Here is a 19217-nt window from a genome sequence, read left to right on the forward strand (position 1 = left end):
AGCACCGGGGCCGGCAATACCCGGAGCTGACCCCCACCATGCCGCCCCCCACCCCGAGAGGGGCCTTCGCCGCGCACGTGCGCCGGGCCGCCCCCGCCACTGCACCGCGGGGCCGGCCCGAGCACCTCAGTCTTCGGTCCCTACTCGATGACGAGCTCGACATCGATGTTGCCGCGGGTGGCCTTCGAGTACGGGCAGTACGCGTGGGTCGCCTCGACCAGCTGACGGCCGGTCTCGCCGGCCAGGGCGTCCGGCAGCTCCACCCGCATGATCACGGCCAGACCGAAGCCCGTGTCGTCCTTCCCGATGGAGACCTCGGCGGTCACCGAGACATCCTTGGTGTCGACCTTCATCTGGCGTCCGACATTGCCCATCGCACTGGCGAAGCAAGCCGCGTACCCGGCCGCGAAGAGCTGCTCCGGGTTGGTGCCCGCGCCGTTGCCCCCGAGCGCCGGCGGCATCGCCAGGGCGAGATCGATCTGGCCGTCGGAGCTGACGGCCCGGCCCTCGCGGCCGTTGGCGGTGGCGACAGCGGTGTACAGCGCGTCCATCTCGGTTCCCTTCGATAGCTCGGCGGCCGTTCCCGGGCCGCCCGATGTCCATAACCATTACACACATTTAAATTGCACGCAACTCAGTTGTGCACAACTAAATAATCCACGGCGGGCTAACCTGGGTCCATGACCTCCCCGACCAGCCCTCCGGTCCCCGACGCCGAACTGCTCCGCCTCGACCACCAGGTCTGCTTCTCACTGCACGCCGCCTCACGCGCCTTCGGCAGCGTCTACCGGGACGCCCTCAAGGACCTCGGCCTGACCTACCCCCAGTACCTGGTCATGCTGGTCCTCTGGGAGCACGGCCCCCAGCCCGTCAAGACCATCGGCGAGCAGCTCCGACTGGACTCCGGCACCCTCTCCCCGCTCCTCAAGCGACTGGAGACGGCCGGCCTGGTACGCCGCGAGCGCAGCGCCGAGGACGAGCGGTCCGTCACCATCCACCTCACCACCGCCGGCGAGGACCTGCGCGAACAGGCCCTGCCGGTGCCCCGCCGGATGCTGGCCGCGACCGGCCTCACGGTCGACGAACTCCGTACACTCCGCGGCCTGCTGGGTCGCGTGACCAGCGCGCTCGACCAGGCCTGAGCACGGGCAGGCAAGCGCAGCAGGGCGCCCACGACAGGCCAGGACACCCAGGCCGCGAGCGGACATCCGCCGATAAGCCTCTCGGGGACAACTGGCAATAAACCAACGCTAGTCCGTTGGTGTGCGCCTCCGCACCTTCCATCGACCCGTTGCGTTAGGACAAGAAGGTGCCCTGCGCGGTGCGCGCTCCCATGCGGTGCGCCCCTCCCACCCACCCCGCCACGCTCATCACCCCATTGAGCGACCAAGGTTGGGGAGTTTTCGGGACAAATCGCGTATAAAGGGTGCCCGTGACCAGCCGGAGTCGCCGGCAAAACCGTCAGAACGCGGTTGGCGGCATCGCCTACGAACAGCGGAGGAGCACCACGTGAATGCGGCAGAAGTTGTCAACAGCTTGCTGGTCCAGCGATTCGGAATCCCTTCGGCCCGCCTCAACTCCGAGGCCCCGCTGAGCACTCTGCGGTTGGACTCGCTGGCCCTCGAAGAGCTCCGCGTACTGATCGAGGAACAGCTGGACATCGACCTCGACGAGGTGTCGCTGACGCCGCGCAACACCGTGGGCCAGCTGGTGGCGGCCGTCGACGGCGTCGCCGCGTGACGGCCCGCCGGACGCCGTTCCACGCGGCGGTGACCGGGCTGGGACTGGTGACCGCCGCGGGCGTGGGCGCGAAGGCGACCTGGCACACCGTCACCGAGGACACCGTGCCGAGCGGCGTACGGCGCCAAGCGGAACTCGCCGATCTGCCCTGCGACTTCGTGTACGCCATCGACGGTCTGGACACCGCCGAGGTGCTGGGCATCGCCACCCAGCGGCTGATGGACCGCTTCTCACAGCTCGCGGTGATCGCCGCACGGGAGGCCATCGCCGACGCCAAGCTGGACACCTCGACCTGGGACGCCGCCCGCGTCGCCGTCGTCATCGGCTGCGCACACGGCGGGCTGCCCTTCTACGACGCGCAGTATGCCGCCATGGCCGCGCGCGGCCCGCGGCGGGTCTCCCCCAAGCTCGCCTCGCTGACCGCGGTCAACAGCGCCGCAAGCAGCATCTCCATGGACCTCGGCGCACAGGGCCCCAGCATGACCGTGGCGACCGCCTGCTCCTCCGGCAGCGTCGCCGTGGGCACCGCGCACCAGTTGCTGCGCACCGGGGCGTGCGATATCGCCATCGCCGGCGGCGCGGAGTCCGTCCTCAGCCGGCTGCTTATCGCCAGCGTCTGCAAGATGAAGGCGCTCTCCACCCGCCGCGAGAACCCGTCCGCGGCCTGCCGCCCGTTCGACGCGGAGCGGGACGGTTTCGTCATGGGCGAAGGCGCCGGGCTCCTCGTGATGGAACGGCCCGAGCACGCCAGGGCCCGGCGGGCCACCGTCCGCGCTCAGGTCTCCGGATACGGCGCATCCAGCGACGCCTACGCGGCCGTGGCACCGGACCCCGACGGCAACGGCATCGAGCGGGCGCTGCGCACCGCCATGGCGGACGCCGACGTACAGGCCCGCGACGTCGGCCATGTCAACGCGCACGGCACCTCGACCGTCCTCAATGACGTCATCGAGGCCAACATGCTGCACCGGGTGCTCGGGGACCATCCCCTGGTCACCTCCACAAAGGGGATGACCGGGCACACGCTGGGTGCGGCCGGCGGCATCGAGACCGCGCTCACCGTGCTCGCCCTGGAGCAGCAGCTGGTGCCGCCGACCGCCAATCTCGAAGTGCCCGATCCGCGGCTCCCGATCGAGATCGTGCGCAAGGCGGCCCGACCGGGGGCGTTTGACTGCGCGGTCAAGATGTCGCTCGGCATCGGCGGGCACAACGCCGCGCTCGTACTGACCCGCGGTTGAGGCGTCGCCCATGGATCAGCCCGGATCCCCCCTCGTACCGCCCCCGTCCAGGCCCTCGCACGCAGCCCGTTCCCGCAGGTCTCCGCGAAAAGGAAACAGCCATGTCAGAGGAATCGATCCGTTCGTTGTCGGTGAGCGGGGTGCCTTATTCCTACCGGGTGGCGCGGCAGCCCGACCGGAGTATCGAACCCGTCGTGGCTCTGGGAGGCGCTATGCAGGGATTGCACGGCTGGCCGCCGATGGAGGACCGTCTGGGGCCGTTGGCGGATGTGGTGACCGCCGACCTGCCCGGCATGGGGAGCGCGGGACCGCTGCCCCCGGGGCCGTCCCTCGACCTCCTGTGCAGGGCAGTCGAGGGCATCGTGGACGACCTGGGCGACCCACAGATCAATCTCTTCGGTTATTCGCACGGGGCCAGCGTCGCCTACGCCTTCGCCCAGCGCTTCCCCCGGCGCATCGCACGGCTCGTCCTCGGCGGCCCACCGGTATACATCAGCCCCGCACTGCAGGCCCCGTTCCACCAGGCCAGCGACGCCCTGGACAAGGGCGACTTCGAAACCTTCGCAACCATGACCGCCAAAGCTCTGATGTGTTTTGACGAGGACCGGCATGTGGTACGGCGGGAGCTCACCTATCGCTACGTCCGGCGCTCGCTGCTGCACACCTCCCGGAGCACACCGCACGCCGCCACCTTCGTGCGCCGCGCGCTGTCGAACCCACCGGAGTTCTCCGGCGGCCTGACCGGCGTACCGACGCTGGTGTTCAACGGCGAGCACGACACATTGACCACCGCGGCCCGGCAACGCGATTTTGCGGCCAGCATTCAGGGCAGCCGGCTGGTGACCATTCCCGATTCCGACCACTGGGTGATCCTCGAACGCGCCCAGGACGTGGCCGACTTGGCGGCCCGCTTCTTCACGGACGCGCCCCTGAGCTCGGCTCCCTGCCTCGTACCGGTCGCGCGTGAGGAGCTGTCGGCGGCCGGCCCGGCGTTTGTGTGACGCCGGACCAGCCGTACCGGGCCCTTTCGCGAGCCGGTGGAATGTCGACATCCAGCACTGGGCGTCCAGCACTCTCCCCTGAAAGATTCCCTTGCGGTTATATAACCAGGGAGGGATGCTGGAGGTATGCCCATACCGTTCGACGTACTCGCGGAGCCGAGCCGACGCAAGATCCTCGACCTGCTCCTGGAGCGCCCTCATCTGGTCGGTGAGCTCACCGACCACCTCGGGCTGAGCCAGCCCGGCACCTCCAAGCATCTGCGGGTGCTGCGCGAGGCCGGGCTCGTCCGGGTCCGGCAGGACGCGCAGCGCCGCTGGTACGAGCTGCGGCCCGAGCCCCTGGCGGAGCTGGACGCCTGGCTCGCGCACTACCGGCACCTGTGGACCGGGAGCCTCGACGCCCTCGAACGGCACCTCGACGCCATGGAGGACGAACCGCGATGAACCCGCACTCCGACACCCTCACCACCGCCGATGGCCGGACCGCGCTGCGCATGGAGCGCCGGCTCGCCCATCCGCCCCGCAAGGTCTGGTCCGCGATCACCGATCCGGCGCAGATCGGACGGTGGTTCCCGTCCGAGGTCACCGTGGAACTCGTACCGGGAGGGGCGATGACCTTTTCGATGCCGGGTGCCGGCGGCCCCCCGATGACCGGCACGGTCACCGACGCCGACGAGCCCCGGCTGTTCGCGTTCACCTGGGGCGACGACCATCTGAGCTGGGAGATCACCCCCGATGGGGAGGGCTCGCTGCTGACCTTGGTGCACACCTTCGGCGACCGCTTCGGCGGCGCCAGCTTCGCTTCCGGGTGGCATCTGTGCATCACCGCGCTGTCGCAGCTGCTCGACGGTGAGTCCACCGCCGTGACCCCCGATACCGGCGAGCTGCACGAGGCGTACCTCGAACAGTTCGACCTCGGTCACGGCGCCGTCGAGGACACCGCGGACGGTCTGCGGATCCGGTTCGAGCGGCAGCTCGTACGGCCCGCGGACGCCGTCTGGGCCGAGCTGACCAAGGGGGACGAGCCGCTGCCGGGCACGCCCGCCCCGGAAGGCTTCACCGCGGAGAAGATCCCGAACGGGCCGGTCACCGAGGTGCGGGCACCGACGGCGCTCGCATACCGCTGGCATCCGGAAGGAACGGTCCGCTGGGAGCTGGGACAGGGCACCGGCCACGGCGCTCGCCTCGTGCTCACCCAGACCGGCCCGCAGGAGTTCGACACGGAGACCGCCCTTGCCGCCTGGCACTCCCGTATCGAGCACCTCGCGGCGCGGCTGCTGGAGAACTGAAGACCCCGGACACCGAGAACGAGAGCCGAGGCGGAGGAGGAGGAAGAGGAGGAGGAGCGTCTCCGCCTCGGTGAATCCCCCGACGCTTTCTTGCGCCCTCTACGCATCCCGTAGGGGGCGCAGCTATATGGCGTGCCGCGATGACGTTCCCGACGTCCATGTTCCGGGTGCCCGCTGTTCGTGGCAGGGCCTGCGGCTGAACGGGCGGGGAAATGCCTTTACCGCGGTGTGGCGCAGGCAACTTCATGGCGCGCGGGGACAGCCTTTGAGGGCGGTCTCGGGTGATGCCGGGCACAGGGCGTACATCACGTACGAAGGTGCCTAGTCGATGCCATTCCGGGCCCACGCCGTGAAGAACGGGCAGAACAGTGACAAGGCGGAGCATCTCTCCCTTTCTCACGAAGATGGGTAGTACAGGGCATCTTTGCCTTCATCCAGGGCCGGCGCTAACCATGTTTCCGGTAGCACCGAGAACGAGCCTGCGACCTCAGCCAGAGGGCTAACGCGGCCATGACCCTCGGTCGATACGCGCCACCGAAGGCCACCTCCCCGCCGTCCAGTCCCTGGAAGAGGTCACTCCGCATGCCCAGCTTCACCCTGCCCAGCACCGCCCGCATCACCCGCACGCACAAGGTTTCCGCGGCGCTGGTGGCCACCGCGAGCTGCGCGGCCGTCGTTGCGCTCTCCGCGGGGCCGAGCAATGCGGAGGCCTCCGCCGGCCACGCGCCGACCGCGGTGAAGCCCGTCAGCGCCAATGGCCTGCCCGCCACCGCGAAGGCCAAGGCCGACGACGCCAAGACCGACGGCGAGGTCCTCGCCTCCGTCGCCGACCGCATCAAGGTCACCGCCGTCGCCGAGCAGGGGCACACCGCCAAGCAGGCCGCCAACCGCTCCACCGAGCGCAAGGCCCTGGTGACGAAGAAGGCCACGCCGAAGGCCGCCCCCAAGGCCGCGCCGAAGGCCGCGCCGAAGCAGTACGCGAACAACCTCGACGGCTGGATCCGTGAGGCCCTCGACATCATGGACGCCAAGGGCATCCCCGGCAGCTACGAAGGCCTCCACCGCAACATCATGCGAGAGTCCAGCGGCAACCCCAACGCCGTCAACGACTGGGACATCAACGCCATCAACGGCATCCCCTCCAAGGGCCTCCTCCAGGTGATCCAGCCCACCTTCGACACCTACCACGTCGCCGGCACCCCCCATAACCTCACCGACCCGGTCGCCAACATCACCGCCGCCGCCAACTACGCGGCCGACCGCTACGGCTCCATCGACAACGTCAACTCCGCGTACTGAGCCGGAACGACCGAAACAGCAATTGCCCTGCCCGCATCGCGCGGGCAGGGCAATTGCCATGGGTGTCACCAAGCGGGCGTCAGTAGGTCCGACCTCCCAGCACACCGTTCAGCAAGTCGGCGAGCGAGCCGGGGTAGATGCGCTCGCCGACCTTTCCCGGAGAGGCGGCCTTCTGGTCCTTGGAGGAGTTGGAGGAGCTGTAGGGGGACGAGTCCTCCGGGTCGTATCTATCGGCGGTGGCCGCGGTGGCGGCCCCGGAGGCGAGGAAACCTGAGACGACAAGGCCGCTGAGAATGACGGCTGTACGACGGAGCATGAGCTTTCCCTTACGGTGAGTGATTGCCTTGTGCGCTTTCACCTTCCGGGACGCTCGGGCGCGTCGCCATTCGAAAGCCCCGACGCTGCTGCGAACGGACGAGAGGCACCGTCGTGTCGCCGCAGCGGAACTCACGAACGGCCGATCGGAGCCGCCCCGCGCCCCATTCACCTGTCACGGGGCGGGAATTGGCGCCCGTCCCCGATTCCACTGGAAGTGACCCGGGTCACTTCCGGGAGCCCAGGGGGGACACGGCGAGCACGCGGGGTGCACCCCCGAAAACACAGCGGAGGCTTGCCGGGAGTGGCCTGCGCCACTTTCGGAGAATTTCGGTCTCCCCCTGAGGCATTTCCCAGGCGCTCCCGTGCACCCCCGGGCAGATCTCGATCTTTCCCGCGGGCCGTTTCCGGGCACCGAGCAGGGCCATAGGCAGGTAATTCGGGTGTGAGCCACACCACTTCGAAGGGCCTCTGGAGGGGGCGTTGCGGCGCCTCCCGGGTGATGCGGGGCACAGGACGCACATCACGTACGAACGCGCTTAGTTCCCTTACTCAGGCTGTATAGCCCGAGAAATTCGCATAGCTTCGGACATTTCCATCCATCTGACGAAGATGGGTAGTACATAGCACCATTGCCACGATTAAGGGCCGTCGCTAAACATGGTTCAGGCAGCACCGAGAACGAGCCAGCGACTTCGGCCCTCACGGCGAACGCGGCCATACACCTCGGACCTGACGCGCCACCGAAGGCCGCTGCCCCGTCCCCAGCACCCCCTGGAAGAGGTCACTCCCGCATGCCCAGCTTCACCCTGCCCCGCACTGCCCGCACCGCCCGCATCACCGGCACCCACAAGGTCGCCACCGCCTTTCTCCTCGCCGTAGGCGCCACCACCGCAGTGGCCGCCACCGCGACCCCCAGCACCGCTCAGACCGCTTCCGCGCACGGCTCGATCGCGGTGAAGCCGGTCAGCGCCAATGGCCTGCCCGCCACCGCGAAGGCCAAGGCGGACGGCGCCAAGACCCACATCGAGGCCGCCAAGTCCGTGACCGACCGCATCAAGGTCACCGCGGTCGCCGAGCAGGACCACACCGCCAAGCAGGCCGCCAACCGCTCCACCGAGCGCAAGGCCGTCACGCCGAAGCAGTACGCGAACAACCTCGACGGCTGGATCCGTGAGGCCCTCGACATCATGGACGCCAAGGGCATCCCCGGCAGCTACGAAGGCCTCCACCGCAACATCATGCGAGAGTCCAGCGGCAACCCCAACGCCGTCAACGACTGGGACATCAACGCCATCAACGGCATCCCCTCCAAGGGCCTCCTCCAGGTGATCCAGCCCACCTTCGACACCTACCACGTCGCCGGCACCCCCCATAACCTCACCGACCCGGTCGCCAACATCACCGCCGCCGCCAACTACGCGGCCGACCGCTACGGCTCCATCGACAACGTCAACTCCGCGTACTGAGCCGGATGCAGCAGTGGGCATGAACAACGAGACGAATAGGCCGACCGAGTCGGCGTAGGCAGTAGCGAAGCGGCGGAATGGCGCGTTCGCCGCTGCGCAACAGAGCGGGTCACGGCACTGCCGGGGCCCGCTTTCGCGTTGGTGCGGCAGGCTCCCGCAGGCGACGGCCAGTCGAGTGAGATGGCCCTGTCGGTCAGCGGCCTGACGGCTTGTTGGGGAACGGGCGCGATCAGTTCAGCGTATAAATCTTCTTATCAGCAGGAATCTGCTCAAAATCTGCTGAAACTGACCCAACCGAAGGCCCTCGGAGGCTCGCGATGCCCTTGCGCAGATCCGGTCCGGCCCGCCGCCCACTCTCCATTGCGGCCGGAACTCTCGTTTCTCTCCTCTCCGTGCTTGTTCTGCCCCTCGCGCTGTCCGGCTCCGCTGGTGCGTCGTCGGATGCGGGAAAGAGACCCGCCCACCCCGAGCGGGACTGGATGGGGTCGACCATCGCCGCCCACGAGGGCGACGACCGCGCCGGCGGCTCCGAGCCTCGGGGAACCGCCAAGACCGTGCCCGGCGTCGACGTCTCCAGCCACAACGGCCATGTCGGCTGGCCGGCGCTGTACAAGAGCGGAGTGCGCTGGGCCTACGTGAAGGCCACGGAGGGGACCAACTACAAGAACCCGTACTTCACGCAGCAGTACAAGGGCGCGTACGACGCCCACATGATCCATGGCGCGTACCACTTCGCGCTGCCGGATCACTCCAGCGGCGCCGCGCAGGCGAAGTATTTCGCGACCCATGGAGGCGCCTGGTCCCGGGACGGCCGGACGCTGCCCGGTGCGCTCGACATGGAGTACAACCCCTACGGGGCCAGTTGTTACGGCAAGAGCCCTTCGGCGATGGTCAGTTGGATCGCGGACTTCTTCCGGGCCTACCGGGCGAAGACCGGCCGGGACGCGGTCATCTACACCTCGACCAACTGGTGGAAGGCGTGCACCGGAAACTCGAACCGGTTCGGCAGGACGAACCCGCTGTGGATCCCGCGCTACGGCACCGCCGTCGGGCCGCTGCCGTCCGGCTGGAGGTTCCAGACCATCTGGCAGCACACGTCCTCGGGTAAGCCGATCGGTGACCGCAACCGCTTCAATGGCGCATACAGCCGGCTCAAGGCCCTCGCAACCGGCTGATTTCCGTGGACACGGCCGGCTCCCGACGCTGACAGAGGCGCCGGGGCCGGCTGTTTTCGTGAGCGGGACCGTCCGTTTTCGGTCGGCCCAAGGGCCCGCCGCCCGTGCCCGATTTCATCATCATCTCCGCGCTCTTCGCCAACTCCGTTCGAACTGCGGCGAATTCGCGAAGAGGCGTACAACCATCCCCGTCCGCCCGGTGTCTAACGCTTCGAAATGACCACCCGAGGCACACCACCCAAGGAAGAATCACCTGACGGGGGTATTCCCATGAAGCGTTCACATGCCATCGTAGGATCCGCGGTTCTCGCCGTGGCCGGAATCGCCACGATGGCAACGGCCACCACCGCATCGGCCGCTCCGGCGGGCGCCACGGCCACGTACAACGGAGCCTGCGGAAGCGGCTACAGCGTAGTGAATTCCGTGCCGCTGACCGGAAAGGGAACCGTCTATCTCACGTACAGCGCAAAGACCGGAAAGAACTGTGTCGTGACAGTGCGGAACAGTCCCGGTAAGCCGGTGTACATGTACACCTATCTCGGCCCGACCGATGCGAGTTCCGACCCGGTTTTCGACAGTGGTGAATACACCTCCTACGCGGGTCCGGTGTATCTCCAGGCGAAGGGCCTGTGTGTGGACTGGGGCGGCACGATCGAGACCGTCAGTGTCAGCGTCTCCGGCTCGAACTGCGGCCGGATGGCGGCCGGTGTCGTGACGCACCACTGAATGATCCCGACGGGGGCACTCACCCCGCCCCCTCACCCCATCCCCAACGCACGCAACGCGGACTTGGCGGCATTGTGACCGCTCATACCGTGGGCGCCGGCGCCCGGTGGGGTGGCCGCCGAGCAGAGGAACACGCCCGGTACGCCCGTGCTGTACGGGTCGAGGGCGACCCGTGGCCGCATCGTCAGCCGCAGCGGAGTGTTGGCACCGCCGATGATGTCACCACCGACGAAGTTGGCGTTGCCGCGTTCGAAATCCGCAGTGGAAGTGGCGGTGGCGGCGACGATGCGGTCGCGGGTCCCCGGTGCGAAGCGCTCGAACTGCGCGAGCATCGCCTCGGTGGCGTCGCCACCGTAGCCGTGCGGCACATGCGCGTACGCGGAGACGGGGTGGATGTCGCCGGCGGAGCGGTCCGGGTCGGCGAGATACTGCTGGGAGACGAGCGTGAAAGGCCGCTCGGGCATCCGCCCCCGGTACACCTCCCGCTCCGCGTACGCCATCTCCTCGAAACTGCCGCCGAGGTGCACGGTCCCGGCCCGGCGGCAGGCCTCGGCGCGCCAGGGCACACCGCCCTCGACCGCCAGGTCGAGCTTGAACGCACCGGGGGCGTGCCGGTAGCAGGTGTAGGCGCGGCGTACCCGGGGCGGCAGCCGGTCGCCGATCACAGTGGCGGCCGCAGCCGGGGCCAGATCCAACAAAACCGTTGCGGCTGGCGGGAGTTGGTCGAGCGAACGGACCCGTACGCCGGTCTCGATCCGCCCGCCGGCTTCGGCGAGCAGCGCGGCCAGCGCGTCGGTGATGGCGCGGGAGCCGCCCCGGGCCACCGGCCAGCCGTACCGGTGTCCGGCCGCGATGATCATGAGTCCGACGGATGCGCCGAACGGCTGCGTCAGCGGTCCGAAGAGATGGGCCGCCACCCCGCCGAAGAGACCCCGCCCCGCCTCCGTCCGGAAGCGGCGCGCGACGAGGGTGGCGGGCTGCACGGCGCGCAGGCCGAAGCGGGCGAGCCGGAGTGGATGCCGGGGCACATGCGCCATCGGCCGCATGACCTCTTCGGTCAGCGCCTGGGCGTCGGCGGCCAGCGGCCCGAACAGCCGCCGCCAGGCGGGCCCGTCGGCGCCGAGCTCCACGGCCGTCCGCTCGACCGACCGGTAGAGCGCCCCGGCGCCGCCCGAGTCCACCGGATGAGCCAGATCGATCTCGGGCCAGAGCCATTCCAGCCCGTACGCCGCGAGATCGAGCGTGCGCAGGAACGGCGAGCCGGCGCCCATCACATGCGCCGAGGAGCAGTGGTCGAACAGGACGCCCGGCACGTCCAGTTCACCGCTTCTGGTGCCGCCGCCGATCTCGTCCGCCGCCTCGAACACGGTCACCCGGAGCCCGCTCCGGGCCAACGTGACCGCCGCCGCGAGCCCGTTCGGCCCGGCCCCCACCACTACCGCCGTATCGCGCTCGGCCTGTTTCGTCATCCCTCCAGGATGCCAATGGGCTCCCGGGGCGCACCCGCAGGGCCCGGTCGTGAGGTCCTCGGTGAGCCGGTCGGTGCCCTCGTCAGCCCAGCGTCTTGAGGATCTCGACGGCGAGCGGGGCGGCGGAGGCCGGGTTCTGACCGGTGACCAGGCTGCGGTCGACGACCACGTTCGGGGCCCAGGGCTCGCCCTCCTGGAAGTCGGCGCCGAGCTCCACGAGCCGGTCCTGGAGCAGCCACTTCGCCTTGTCGGCGAAGCCGGCCTGGGCCTCCTCGGCGTTGGTGAAGCCGGTCAGCCGGTAGCCCGCGAAGGCATTGGTCCCGTCGGCCTTGGCCGCGGCCAGCAGCGCGGCCGGGCCATGGCAGACCACACCGAGTGGCTTGCCCGACTCCAGGGCCAGGGTCAGCAGCCTGCCGGAGTCGGCGTTGACCGACAGGTCCTCCATGGGGCCGTGGCCGCCGGGGTAGAAGACGGCGGCGTAGTCGGCCAGGTCCACCTCGTCCAGCTTCAGCGGCCTGCGCAGCTCCGTGATGGACGTGAGGATGTTCGCGATCTTGTCGGCGCCGTCCGGGCCCCCATTGACCTCGGGAGCAAGGCTCGCTTGATCGACGGTCGGCACGACGCCGCCCGGTGTCGCGACCACGATCTCGTGCCCCGCCGCCGTGAACGCCTCGTACGGGGCGACGGCCTCCTCGGCCCAGAAACCGGTCGGGTGCCGGGTTCCGTCGGCCAGCGTCCACTGGTCGGCGCCGGTCATCACGAAAAGGATCTTTGCCATGTCGCATTCTCCGGGGGTTCGGGCCGTCTCCGGCCTGGAAGTGATCCGTGGTTTCGAAGGTAGGCCGCCCTTCCATAAGAATCCAATAGGACATCCACTGGCAGCTATCGGAAATCCAATGGATCTACTGGGCGCTAACCCATAAGGACCTCGTAGAATTCCCCCTATGAGGCATAGGGATTCCGATGAGTCTGATGCGCCCGTCAGGCCTGACGGTCCGGTCGAGTCTCATGCGCTTGTCGAGTCTGATGCACCGGTCGAGTCTCATGAATCCGGTGAGTTCGATGCGTCCGGCGGGTCCAAGGGCCGCGGCGTCCGGCGGGCGGCCACCGCAGCACCGCTGGATCTCCATCAGCTGCGAACCTTCCTTGCCGTATACCGCGCCGGGTCCTTCACCGCCGCCGCGCACCTGCTGGGGCTTTCGCAGCCCACCGTGACCACCCAGATCCGCGCCTTGGAGCGGCAGCTGGGGCGCGAGCTGTTCGCACGGCTGCCGCGCGGCGTCGCGCCGTCGCCCTACGCGGACGAACTCGCGGCGCGGGCGGTCGCGCCGCTGGACGCGCTCGCCGCCATCACGGGACATGGCGGCCCCGAAGACGGCCCCGCCGAACCCGTCCATCTGGCCGGCCCCGCCGAGCTGCTGTGTGTACGGGCACTGCCCGCCCTCGCGCCTCTCGTCGAGGACGGGGTGCGCCTACGCGTGACCACCGGCCTCACCGACCCACTCCTCGACGAACTGCGCGCCGGACGCCATGACCTGGTCATCGCCACCACCCGCCCCCGCGGCCGGTCGCTGACCTCCGTGCCGTTGATGGACGAGGAGTTCGTACTGGTCGCCGCGCCCGCCTGGGCCGAGCGGCTGGGAGGTGCGCAGCGGATCGCCGCCGACGGCCCCGCGGCGCTGCACGGCGTCCCGCTCGTCACCTACGCCGAGGACCTGCCCATCGCCCGCCGCTACTGGCGGCACGTCTTCGGAAAGCGCCTCACCTGCCAGGCTGCGGTCACCGTCCCCGATCTGCGCGGCGTACTGTCCGCGGTCACGGCGGGCGCCGGCTTCACCGTGCTGCCCCGATACCTGTGCCTCGCGGAACTCGCCTCGGGCGCCCTCGTCCCCCTCCACGCCCCGGAAGACCCGCCGATCAACACCGGCTACCTCGTCCAGCGCCCCGGTTCCGCCGGCAATCCGCACGTCGTCCTCGTCCGCGACCGGCTGCTTCAGGCCGCTCGTACGTGGTAGCGGGTGGCGAGTCATTCGCTTATTCGTTGGCGAGCGGTGCCGACAGCCGTGAGGATCGCATCATGCCCTTCTTCCTGGAGACTGAACGGCTGATGCTCCGGTCGTTCACTGAGGCCGATGTAGACCACCTGGTGGACCTGGACGGCGATCCCGAGGTCATGCGTTTCATCAACGGAGGTCGGCCGACCGCCCGTGAGACGGTCCGGACCTGGCTCCTGCCACGGCTTCTCCACCGCTATCCGTGCATCGGAACGTTCGGCTTCTGGGCCGCCGAAGACAGGCTCACCCGAAGGTTTCTGGGCTGGTTCGAGTTCCGGCCGGTGGAGGGCCACAGCTCGGCAGTGGTCGAGCTGGGCTACCGGCTGCGCAAGGACGCGTGGGGCACCGGCTATGCCACCGAAGGTTCACGCGCCCTGATCCGCAGGGGTTTCACCGACCTCGGTGTTCAACGGGTGACCGCGAACACGATGGCGGTCAATATCCGTTCACGAAGCGTCATGGAGAAGGCGGGGCTGGCATATGTCCGCACCTACTTCGGGAACTGGCCGGAAGCCATCGAGGGCTCCGAGCATGGCGAAGTCGAGTACGCCCTGACGAGAACCGACTGGGAACGCCAAGGAACCACAGCCACCAGCTGAGACAACCATTCGTCGAGATCACTACGGGGGCCAGGCATGGGCAGGAAACCGGCACCGCAGGCCGATGTGGAGGACGATCGACCGGCTTCCGCTTCCGAGCGGTTACTGTTCGGCGGCCGGCTGCGCGACGACTTCGCCTGGTCACGACACAACGGTGCGTTCCTCCAACTCGGCTTGCGCACCATGGTGTTACGTCTTCCCCATCTGCTGGCGCTGACCGCCCGGCTCGCGCACCGCGCCGATGCGCGTGCGCTGCGCATGGTGATCGGTGCCGAGACGGGCCGGGGCGTCGCACAGGCCATCGCGATGGTGAAGATCAACAGCGTTCTCGCGGCGCTGCTCAGCGCCGGGGCGACCACCGAACGGTTACGGGACGCCGTACCGGCCCTACTCGTCGTGGGGCTCCTCGCGATCGCCGGGACGGCCTTGAAGTCCCTGTCGACGATGGGTACGGGCCGGCTGGAGCCGAAGGTCGAGCGGGTGGCCACCGAGCTGTATCTGGAGGCGGCGCAGAAGGTGGAAATGGCCACCGTCGAGGACGCGGAGTTCCACAAGCGGCTGGAGAGCGCCCGGTTCGGGGCGTCGGCGGCGCGTCGAATGGTCCAGTACAGCGCGTCGGTGATCAACGCACTGCTGTCGCTGACCGCCGCGGTGGGTGTGCTGACGGTGCTGCACCCGGCGCTGCTCCCGCTGATCGTCATGATGACGCTGCCCAGCGCCTGGGCGGCACTGTCGGTCGCCCGCCGGCACTACGTCTCGCACACGGCGTGGATGCAACATGCCCGCGCCGGGCGGATGTTGAGCGATCTGCTGACGTCCGCGCAGGCCGCGGCCGAGATCCGGGTGCACGGCATCGGCGGGTTCCTGCTGCGGCATTTCCGGCTGATGGCCGAGGATTCCGAGCGGGAGCAGACCCGCCTCGCCCGACTGGCGGCCCGTACCGGCCTGATCGCCGCGCTGTGGAGCGGCGCCGCGACCCTGGCCACCTTCGGGACCCTCGGGTGGCTGCTGTGGAGCGGGGCGGTGGCGCTGTCGGTGGGCGGTACGGCGGTGATCGCCATCCGTACGGGCGCCGGCGCGCTGGACACCCTGGTGCGGCAGATCAACTACCTGCACGAGGAAGCCCTGTTCGTCGGCGACCTGGAACACGTCCAGGCCGAGGCCGAGGCGCGTGCGATCCCCACCGACGGGCTCCCGCTCCCGGACCGTCTCGACGAGATCCGTTTCGAGAAGGTCACCTTCACCTATCCGGGCAACGACTCCCCCGCGCTGTGCGAGCTGGACCTGGTCGTCCCGGCCGGGAAGATCGTCGCGCTGGTGGGCAACAACGGCTCGGGAAAGACGACCGCCGTCAAACTGCTGTCCGGCCTCTACACCCCTGATGAGGGGCGCGTCCTGGTGGCCGGGGTACCCACCGACCGGGTCGACCGGCAGGCGCTGTTCTCCCGGATCTCCACCGTCGGCCAGGACTACTTCCGCTGGCCGTTCACGGCACGGGCGAACATCGCCATCGGGCGGGCCGATGCGTCGCTGACGGACGCACGGATGGACGGCGCGGTGCAGTACGCGGACGCCCAGGACGTGATCCGGGAGATGCCCCGCGGCCTGGACACGCTGCTCGCCCGCGGCTACAAGGACGGCCACAATCTGTCCGGCGGGCAGTGGCAGAAGCTGGCCATCGCCCGTGCGCGGTACCGGGACGGGGAGATCCTCGTGGTGGACGAGCCCACCGCGGCACTGGACGCGGAGGCCGAGCAAGAGGTCTTCGCCAAGATCCGTAACCTCGCCGCGGACGGCCAGACGATCGTCCTGATCACGCACCGGCTCCATTCGGTCCGGCACGCCGACCTCATCTATCTCATGGACCGCGGCCGGATCGTCGAACGCGGCACGTTCCAGGAGCTGATGGCCGCCACCGCGCCGGGTGGTTTCCGGGCGATGTACGAACTCCAGCGCAGCCAGTTCCAGGCTGATGCGGAGCGTGTCGAGCATGCGGAGCGGCCGCCGCTTCCGGGGCAGAACGGGCATGCGGAGCAAGGGAGTTCACGTTAGTGGGGTGGGTGGAGCTGGGCGGGGCGCGCCCTATGGCGTAGGCGGCGCTCCGGTGCTTTCCCGGGCCTCCAGATGCGGCAGTTCGCCCTGTACGGTGCGCAGCGGTCCGCCGTCGAGTACGGCGAGGAGTTCCTGGGCGGCGAGCCGTCCGAAGCCGGGGGTGTCGCGGACGAGGGCGGTCAGCCGGGGGTGGGTGACGCGGCAGAGCGCCGAGTCGTCCCAGGCCACGATCGACAGCTGCCCCGGTACGGGGATGCCGCGCCCGGCGGCGACCGAGGCGCCGGCCACGGCCATCACGTCGTTGTCGTAGATGATCGCCGTGGGCGGTTCGGGGGTGTCGAGGATGCGCCGGGTGGCTTCGGCGCCTTCGGCATCCGAGTAGTCGGTGGTCACCGAGCGGACCTGCCGCTCGTCGAGGCCCCGCTGGTCCGCTTCGGCGCGCAGTGAGCGGATCCGACGGTCGGTGTGGGCGAGGCCCGACATTCCGGCGATATGCGCGATCCTGCGGTGCCCAAGGGCATAGAGGTGATCGAGGACGCGGGCCATGGCCTTGGAGTCGTCGGCCCAGACGGTGGGAAGTTGTGGGTGCGCGGCCCGCGGGGGGTCGTCCGGCCGCTCGGTGGCGAGTCCGCCGACGACGACCGCGGGCAGGCCGAGGGAGGCGAGGAGCTCCGGCCGCGGGTCTTCGGTGCGCGGGTCGACGACGAGGACGCCGTCCACCCGCCCTTCGGCCCACCAGCGGCGGTAGAGCGCGCATTCGGTGTCGAGGTCTTCCACGACCTGGAAGAGGAGCGCGATCTTCCGCGCGGAGAGCACTTCTTGGATGCCGGAGACAAGCTGAAGGAAGAACGACTCCACGCCCAGCGTCTGCGCGGGGCGGGCGAGCACCAGGCCCGCGCAGCCGACGCGTTCCCCGGACAGCGCGCGGGCGGCGCTGCTGGCCTGCCAGCCGAGCTCCTCCGCTACCCGGCGTACCCGGGCGCGAGTGTCCTGGGAGACGCCCGGCCGGTCGTTGAGCGCGAAGGAGACGGCGCTCTCCGACACGCCGGCCCGGCGTGCGATGTCCTTGATCGTCGGCCGGCGCGCCGGCTTACGGCGGGCGGCCTCACCGGGCGCTGTCATGACGGGCTCTCCTCGTGCGGATACGGCTCCGGCGGCCGTGACCTAAACCGCATTAGTGCGCCCAGTCTGATCAGGGGTACTCGGCATGTCAAACGTACCAGGGTATTGACACTAGCTAAAGCGCATTAGTACGGTCTGCCGCATCGTCATCCGAGGGTTCGCAGAAATGATCCCGCCCGCCCGGCCGGTGACGGGCCTGGCTCATCTCTCGTTCTTTATGCGGTCCGCGAGCAGATCGCGCAGATCGCGCAGTCCGAACAGATCCAGAAGATCAAGAAAATATAGCGATTCGCCGTGCGTGTGCGCGGATTCGTGGGCGCCCAAACAAATTCGACATGTTTCTGGTCCGAGCGAAGGAGCCGCCAGCCATGTGTATGTCCCGCAGAGCAGTCGCCGCCACCGCAGTCCTGGTTGCCTCGGCGCTCGCCCTGACCGCGTGCGGGGCCCCGGACGGCTCCGGCGGCGCCGACGGTGCGTCGGGGAAGGTCGAGGGCCAGGTGACCTTCCAGACCTGGAATCTCAAGGCAAATTTCAAGGACTACTTCGAGGGTGTTATCGCGGACTTCGAGAAGAAGTATCCGGACGCGAAGGTGAAGTGGGTGGACCAGCCCGCCGAGGGATATCCGGAAAAACTGAGCGCCGATGCCGCCGGCGGCACGCTCCCCGATGTTGTCAACGTGTCGCCGGATCTTGCGTATCCACTGGCCAAGGCCGGGATGGCGCTGGATCTGGAAAAGTCCGCCGGGAAATACCGTGGGGAGTATCTCGACGGGGCCTGGAAGAGCAATGAGATGCCGGGAATGAAGGGTGTCTATGCCTTTCCCTGGTATCTGAACACCGGGCCGATGTTCTACAACAAGGACCTCTTCAAGAAAGCCGGTCTCGATCCGGAGAAGCCGCCGACCACATATGGCCAGCTCTTCAAGGACGCCGCGTCGATGGCGAGGAAGAGCGGTCGGGAGATAGCGATGCTCGCGAGCACGCCGTCGATCGAGGACTTCGGGCGCTATGGCGTCCGGCTGATGAACGCGCAGGGTACGGAGTTCACCTTCAACGAGCCCAAGGGGGTCGAACTACTCCGACATTACAAGGAGTTGTACGCCGCCGGGGCTCTGGACTCGCAGGCGCTCACCGCGAAGGCCGAGTCCTCCGGACGTAAATTCCAGCAGCAGTCGGTCGCCATGAACCCGGGCAGCGCGCTTGATCTTGAAACGTTCAAGAAGGAGGCACCGAGCCTCTACAAGAACATCGGCATCACGGACACGGTCAACAACACCGGCAAGGCCAATATGTACGTCCAGGGCCTGATGGTGAATGCGCAGAGCAAGGTCAAGCCGGCGGCCGTCGCGTTCGCGCATTTCGTCACTGGAAAGAAGAACCAGATGGCCTTCGCCAAGGAGGTCACGATCTTCCCGAGCACCAAGGGCTCGCTGGATGATCCGTACTTCACCAAGGAGGACGGCACCGATGCGACCCGCGTGCGGGTGGCGTCAGCCAAGTCCCTCAAGAACGCGGTGAATTACACGCCGGTGCTGCTCAGCGACCAGATGAAGACCCTGCTGCGGAATGCCGTCGCCAAGGCCGTGCAGGGCAAGCAGTCGCCCAAGGCGGCGCTGGACGGCGCGGTCGCCGACTGCAACCGCCTGCTCAAGACCGGCTGAGGCCGAGG

At 68.6% G+C, this 19217-nt stretch carries 19 protein-coding genes; 14 read left to right on the forward strand and 5 right to left on the reverse strand.

Translation table 11 applies throughout. The features are described 5' to 3' along the window. Positions 1-140: 140 nt before the first annotated feature. A complete protein-coding gene (locus AB0I10_RS21530) occupies positions 141-551 on the reverse strand; it encodes an organic hydroperoxide resistance protein (RefSeq protein ID WP_363154152.1) in 411 nt (136 codons plus the stop codon). A gap of 129 nt (positions 552-680) precedes the next feature. On the opposite strand from AB0I10_RS21530, the gene AB0I10_RS21535 reads away from it, so the two are divergent. The 7 genes from AB0I10_RS21535 to AB0I10_RS21565 all read left to right on the forward strand — a co-directional run bounded on the left by AB0I10_RS21535 (position 681) and on the right by AB0I10_RS21565 (position 6567). Next, on the forward strand, positions 681-1142 hold the full coding sequence (locus tag AB0I10_RS21535; protein ID WP_363154153.1) for a MarR family transcriptional regulator: 462 nt from the start codon (positions 681-683) through the stop codon (positions 1140-1142). A gap of 367 nt (positions 1143-1509) precedes the next feature. Then, complete coding sequence (locus tag AB0I10_RS21540; RefSeq protein ID WP_363154154.1) at positions 1510-1740, forward strand: acyl carrier protein; 231 nt, start codon at positions 1510-1512, stop codon at positions 1738-1740. Beyond that, positions 1737-2978 carry a beta-ketoacyl-[acyl-carrier-protein] synthase family protein gene (locus AB0I10_RS21545; protein WP_363154155.1) on the forward strand — a complete coding sequence of 414 codons (1242 nt, stop codon included), beginning with the start codon at positions 1737-1739 and terminating at the stop codon, positions 2976-2978. The genes AB0I10_RS21540 and AB0I10_RS21545 overlap by 4 nt, the downstream gene beginning before the upstream one ends. 101 nt (positions 2979-3079) lie before the next feature. Next, positions 3080-3979: an alpha/beta hydrolase gene (locus tag AB0I10_RS21550; RefSeq protein WP_363154156.1), complete on the forward strand. Its 900-nt coding sequence runs from the start codon at positions 3080-3082 to the stop codon at positions 3977-3979. 126 nt (positions 3980-4105) lie between these two features. Continuing rightward, on the forward strand, positions 4106-4423 hold the full coding sequence (locus tag AB0I10_RS21555) for a metalloregulator ArsR/SmtB family transcription factor (protein ID WP_363154157.1): 318 nt from the start codon (positions 4106-4108) through the stop codon (positions 4421-4423). After that, positions 4420-5268, forward strand: coding sequence for an SRPBCC family protein (locus AB0I10_RS21560; RefSeq protein ID WP_363154158.1), 849 nt, complete (start codon positions 4420-4422; stop codon positions 5266-5268). The genes AB0I10_RS21555 and AB0I10_RS21560 overlap by 4 nt, the downstream gene beginning before the upstream one ends. Before the next feature lie 582 nt (positions 5269-5850). Further along, positions 5851-6567, forward strand: coding sequence for a transglycosylase SLT domain-containing protein (locus tag AB0I10_RS21565; protein ID WP_363154159.1), 717 nt, complete (start codon positions 5851-5853; stop codon positions 6565-6567). 79 nt (positions 6568-6646) lie between these two features. Here the strand turns inward: AB0I10_RS21565 and AB0I10_RS21570 are convergent, their stop codons facing one another. Then, the gene (locus AB0I10_RS21570; protein WP_363154160.1) at positions 6647-6883 is read right to left on the reverse strand and encodes a hypothetical protein; all 237 of its coding nucleotides are present in this window, start codon (positions 6881-6883) and stop codon (positions 6647-6649) included. 793 nt (positions 6884-7676) lie between these two features. On the opposite strand from AB0I10_RS21570, the gene AB0I10_RS21575 reads away from it, so the two are divergent. The 3 genes from AB0I10_RS21575 to AB0I10_RS21585 all read left to right on the forward strand — a co-directional run bounded on the left by AB0I10_RS21575 (position 7677) and on the right by AB0I10_RS21585 (position 10252). Further along, positions 7677-8351 carry a transglycosylase SLT domain-containing protein gene (locus AB0I10_RS21575; RefSeq protein ID WP_363154161.1) on the forward strand — a complete coding sequence of 225 codons (675 nt, stop codon included), beginning with the start codon at positions 7677-7679 and terminating at the stop codon, positions 8349-8351. Positions 8352-8668: 317 nt separating this feature from the next. Next, positions 8669-9526 (forward strand): lysozyme, encoded by an 858-nt coding sequence (locus AB0I10_RS21580; protein WP_363154162.1) that lies wholly within the window; start codon positions 8669-8671, stop codon positions 9524-9526. Positions 9527-9796: 270 nt separating this feature from the next. After that, on the forward strand, positions 9797-10252 hold the full coding sequence (locus AB0I10_RS21585; protein ID WP_363154163.1) for a spore-associated protein A: 456 nt from the start codon (positions 9797-9799) through the stop codon (positions 10250-10252). A gap of 32 nt (positions 10253-10284) precedes the next feature. Here the strand turns inward: AB0I10_RS21585 and AB0I10_RS21590 are convergent, their stop codons facing one another. Together AB0I10_RS21590 and AB0I10_RS21595 are read right to left on the reverse strand one after the other, a co-directional pair. Beyond that, positions 10285-11721, reverse strand: a complete 1437-nt coding sequence (locus tag AB0I10_RS21590) for an NAD(P)/FAD-dependent oxidoreductase (protein WP_363154164.1) — start codon at positions 11719-11721, stop codon at positions 10285-10287. A gap of 82 nt (positions 11722-11803) precedes the next feature. Beyond that, entirely contained in the window at positions 11804-12499 is a 696-nt protein-coding gene (locus tag AB0I10_RS21595; RefSeq protein WP_363154165.1) for a type 1 glutamine amidotransferase domain-containing protein, read from the reverse strand. Between the two features lie 166 nt (positions 12500-12665). Here AB0I10_RS21595 and AB0I10_RS21600 point away from each other — a divergent pair, with 166 nt between their 5' ends. The 3 genes from AB0I10_RS21600 (at position 12666) to AB0I10_RS21610 (ending at position 16426) form a co-directional block, all read left to right on the forward strand. After that, positions 12666-13736, forward strand: coding sequence for a LysR family transcriptional regulator (locus tag AB0I10_RS21600; protein ID WP_363154166.1), 1071 nt, complete (start codon positions 12666-12668; stop codon positions 13734-13736). A 62-nt stretch (positions 13737-13798) separates the two neighbouring features. Continuing rightward, positions 13799-14374 carry a GNAT family N-acetyltransferase gene (locus AB0I10_RS21605; protein ID WP_363154167.1) on the forward strand — a complete coding sequence of 192 codons (576 nt, stop codon included), beginning with the start codon at positions 13799-13801 and terminating at the stop codon, positions 14372-14374. A 36-nt stretch (positions 14375-14410) separates the two neighbouring features. Next, on the forward strand, positions 14411-16426 hold the full coding sequence (locus AB0I10_RS21610; protein WP_363154168.1) for an ABC transporter ATP-binding protein: 2016 nt from the start codon (positions 14411-14413) through the stop codon (positions 16424-16426). Positions 16427-16456: 30 nt separating this feature from the next. On the opposite strand, the gene AB0I10_RS21615 is transcribed toward AB0I10_RS21610, so the two are convergent. Further along, positions 16457-17548, reverse strand: a complete 1092-nt coding sequence (locus tag AB0I10_RS21615) for a LacI family DNA-binding transcriptional regulator (protein WP_363154169.1) — start codon at positions 17546-17548, stop codon at positions 16457-16459. Between the two features lie 368 nt (positions 17549-17916). Here AB0I10_RS21615 and AB0I10_RS21620 point away from each other — a divergent pair, with 368 nt between their 5' ends. Beyond that, positions 17917-19209, forward strand: a complete 1293-nt coding sequence (locus tag AB0I10_RS21620) for a sugar ABC transporter substrate-binding protein (RefSeq protein ID WP_363154170.1) — start codon at positions 17917-17919, stop codon at positions 19207-19209. Positions 19210-19217 lie beyond the last annotated feature (8 nt).

The sequence above is a fragment of the Streptomyces sp. NPDC050636 genome (assembly GCF_040654775.1).
Taxonomy (GTDB): Bacteria; Actinomycetota; Actinomycetes; order Streptomycetales; family Streptomycetaceae; genus Streptomyces.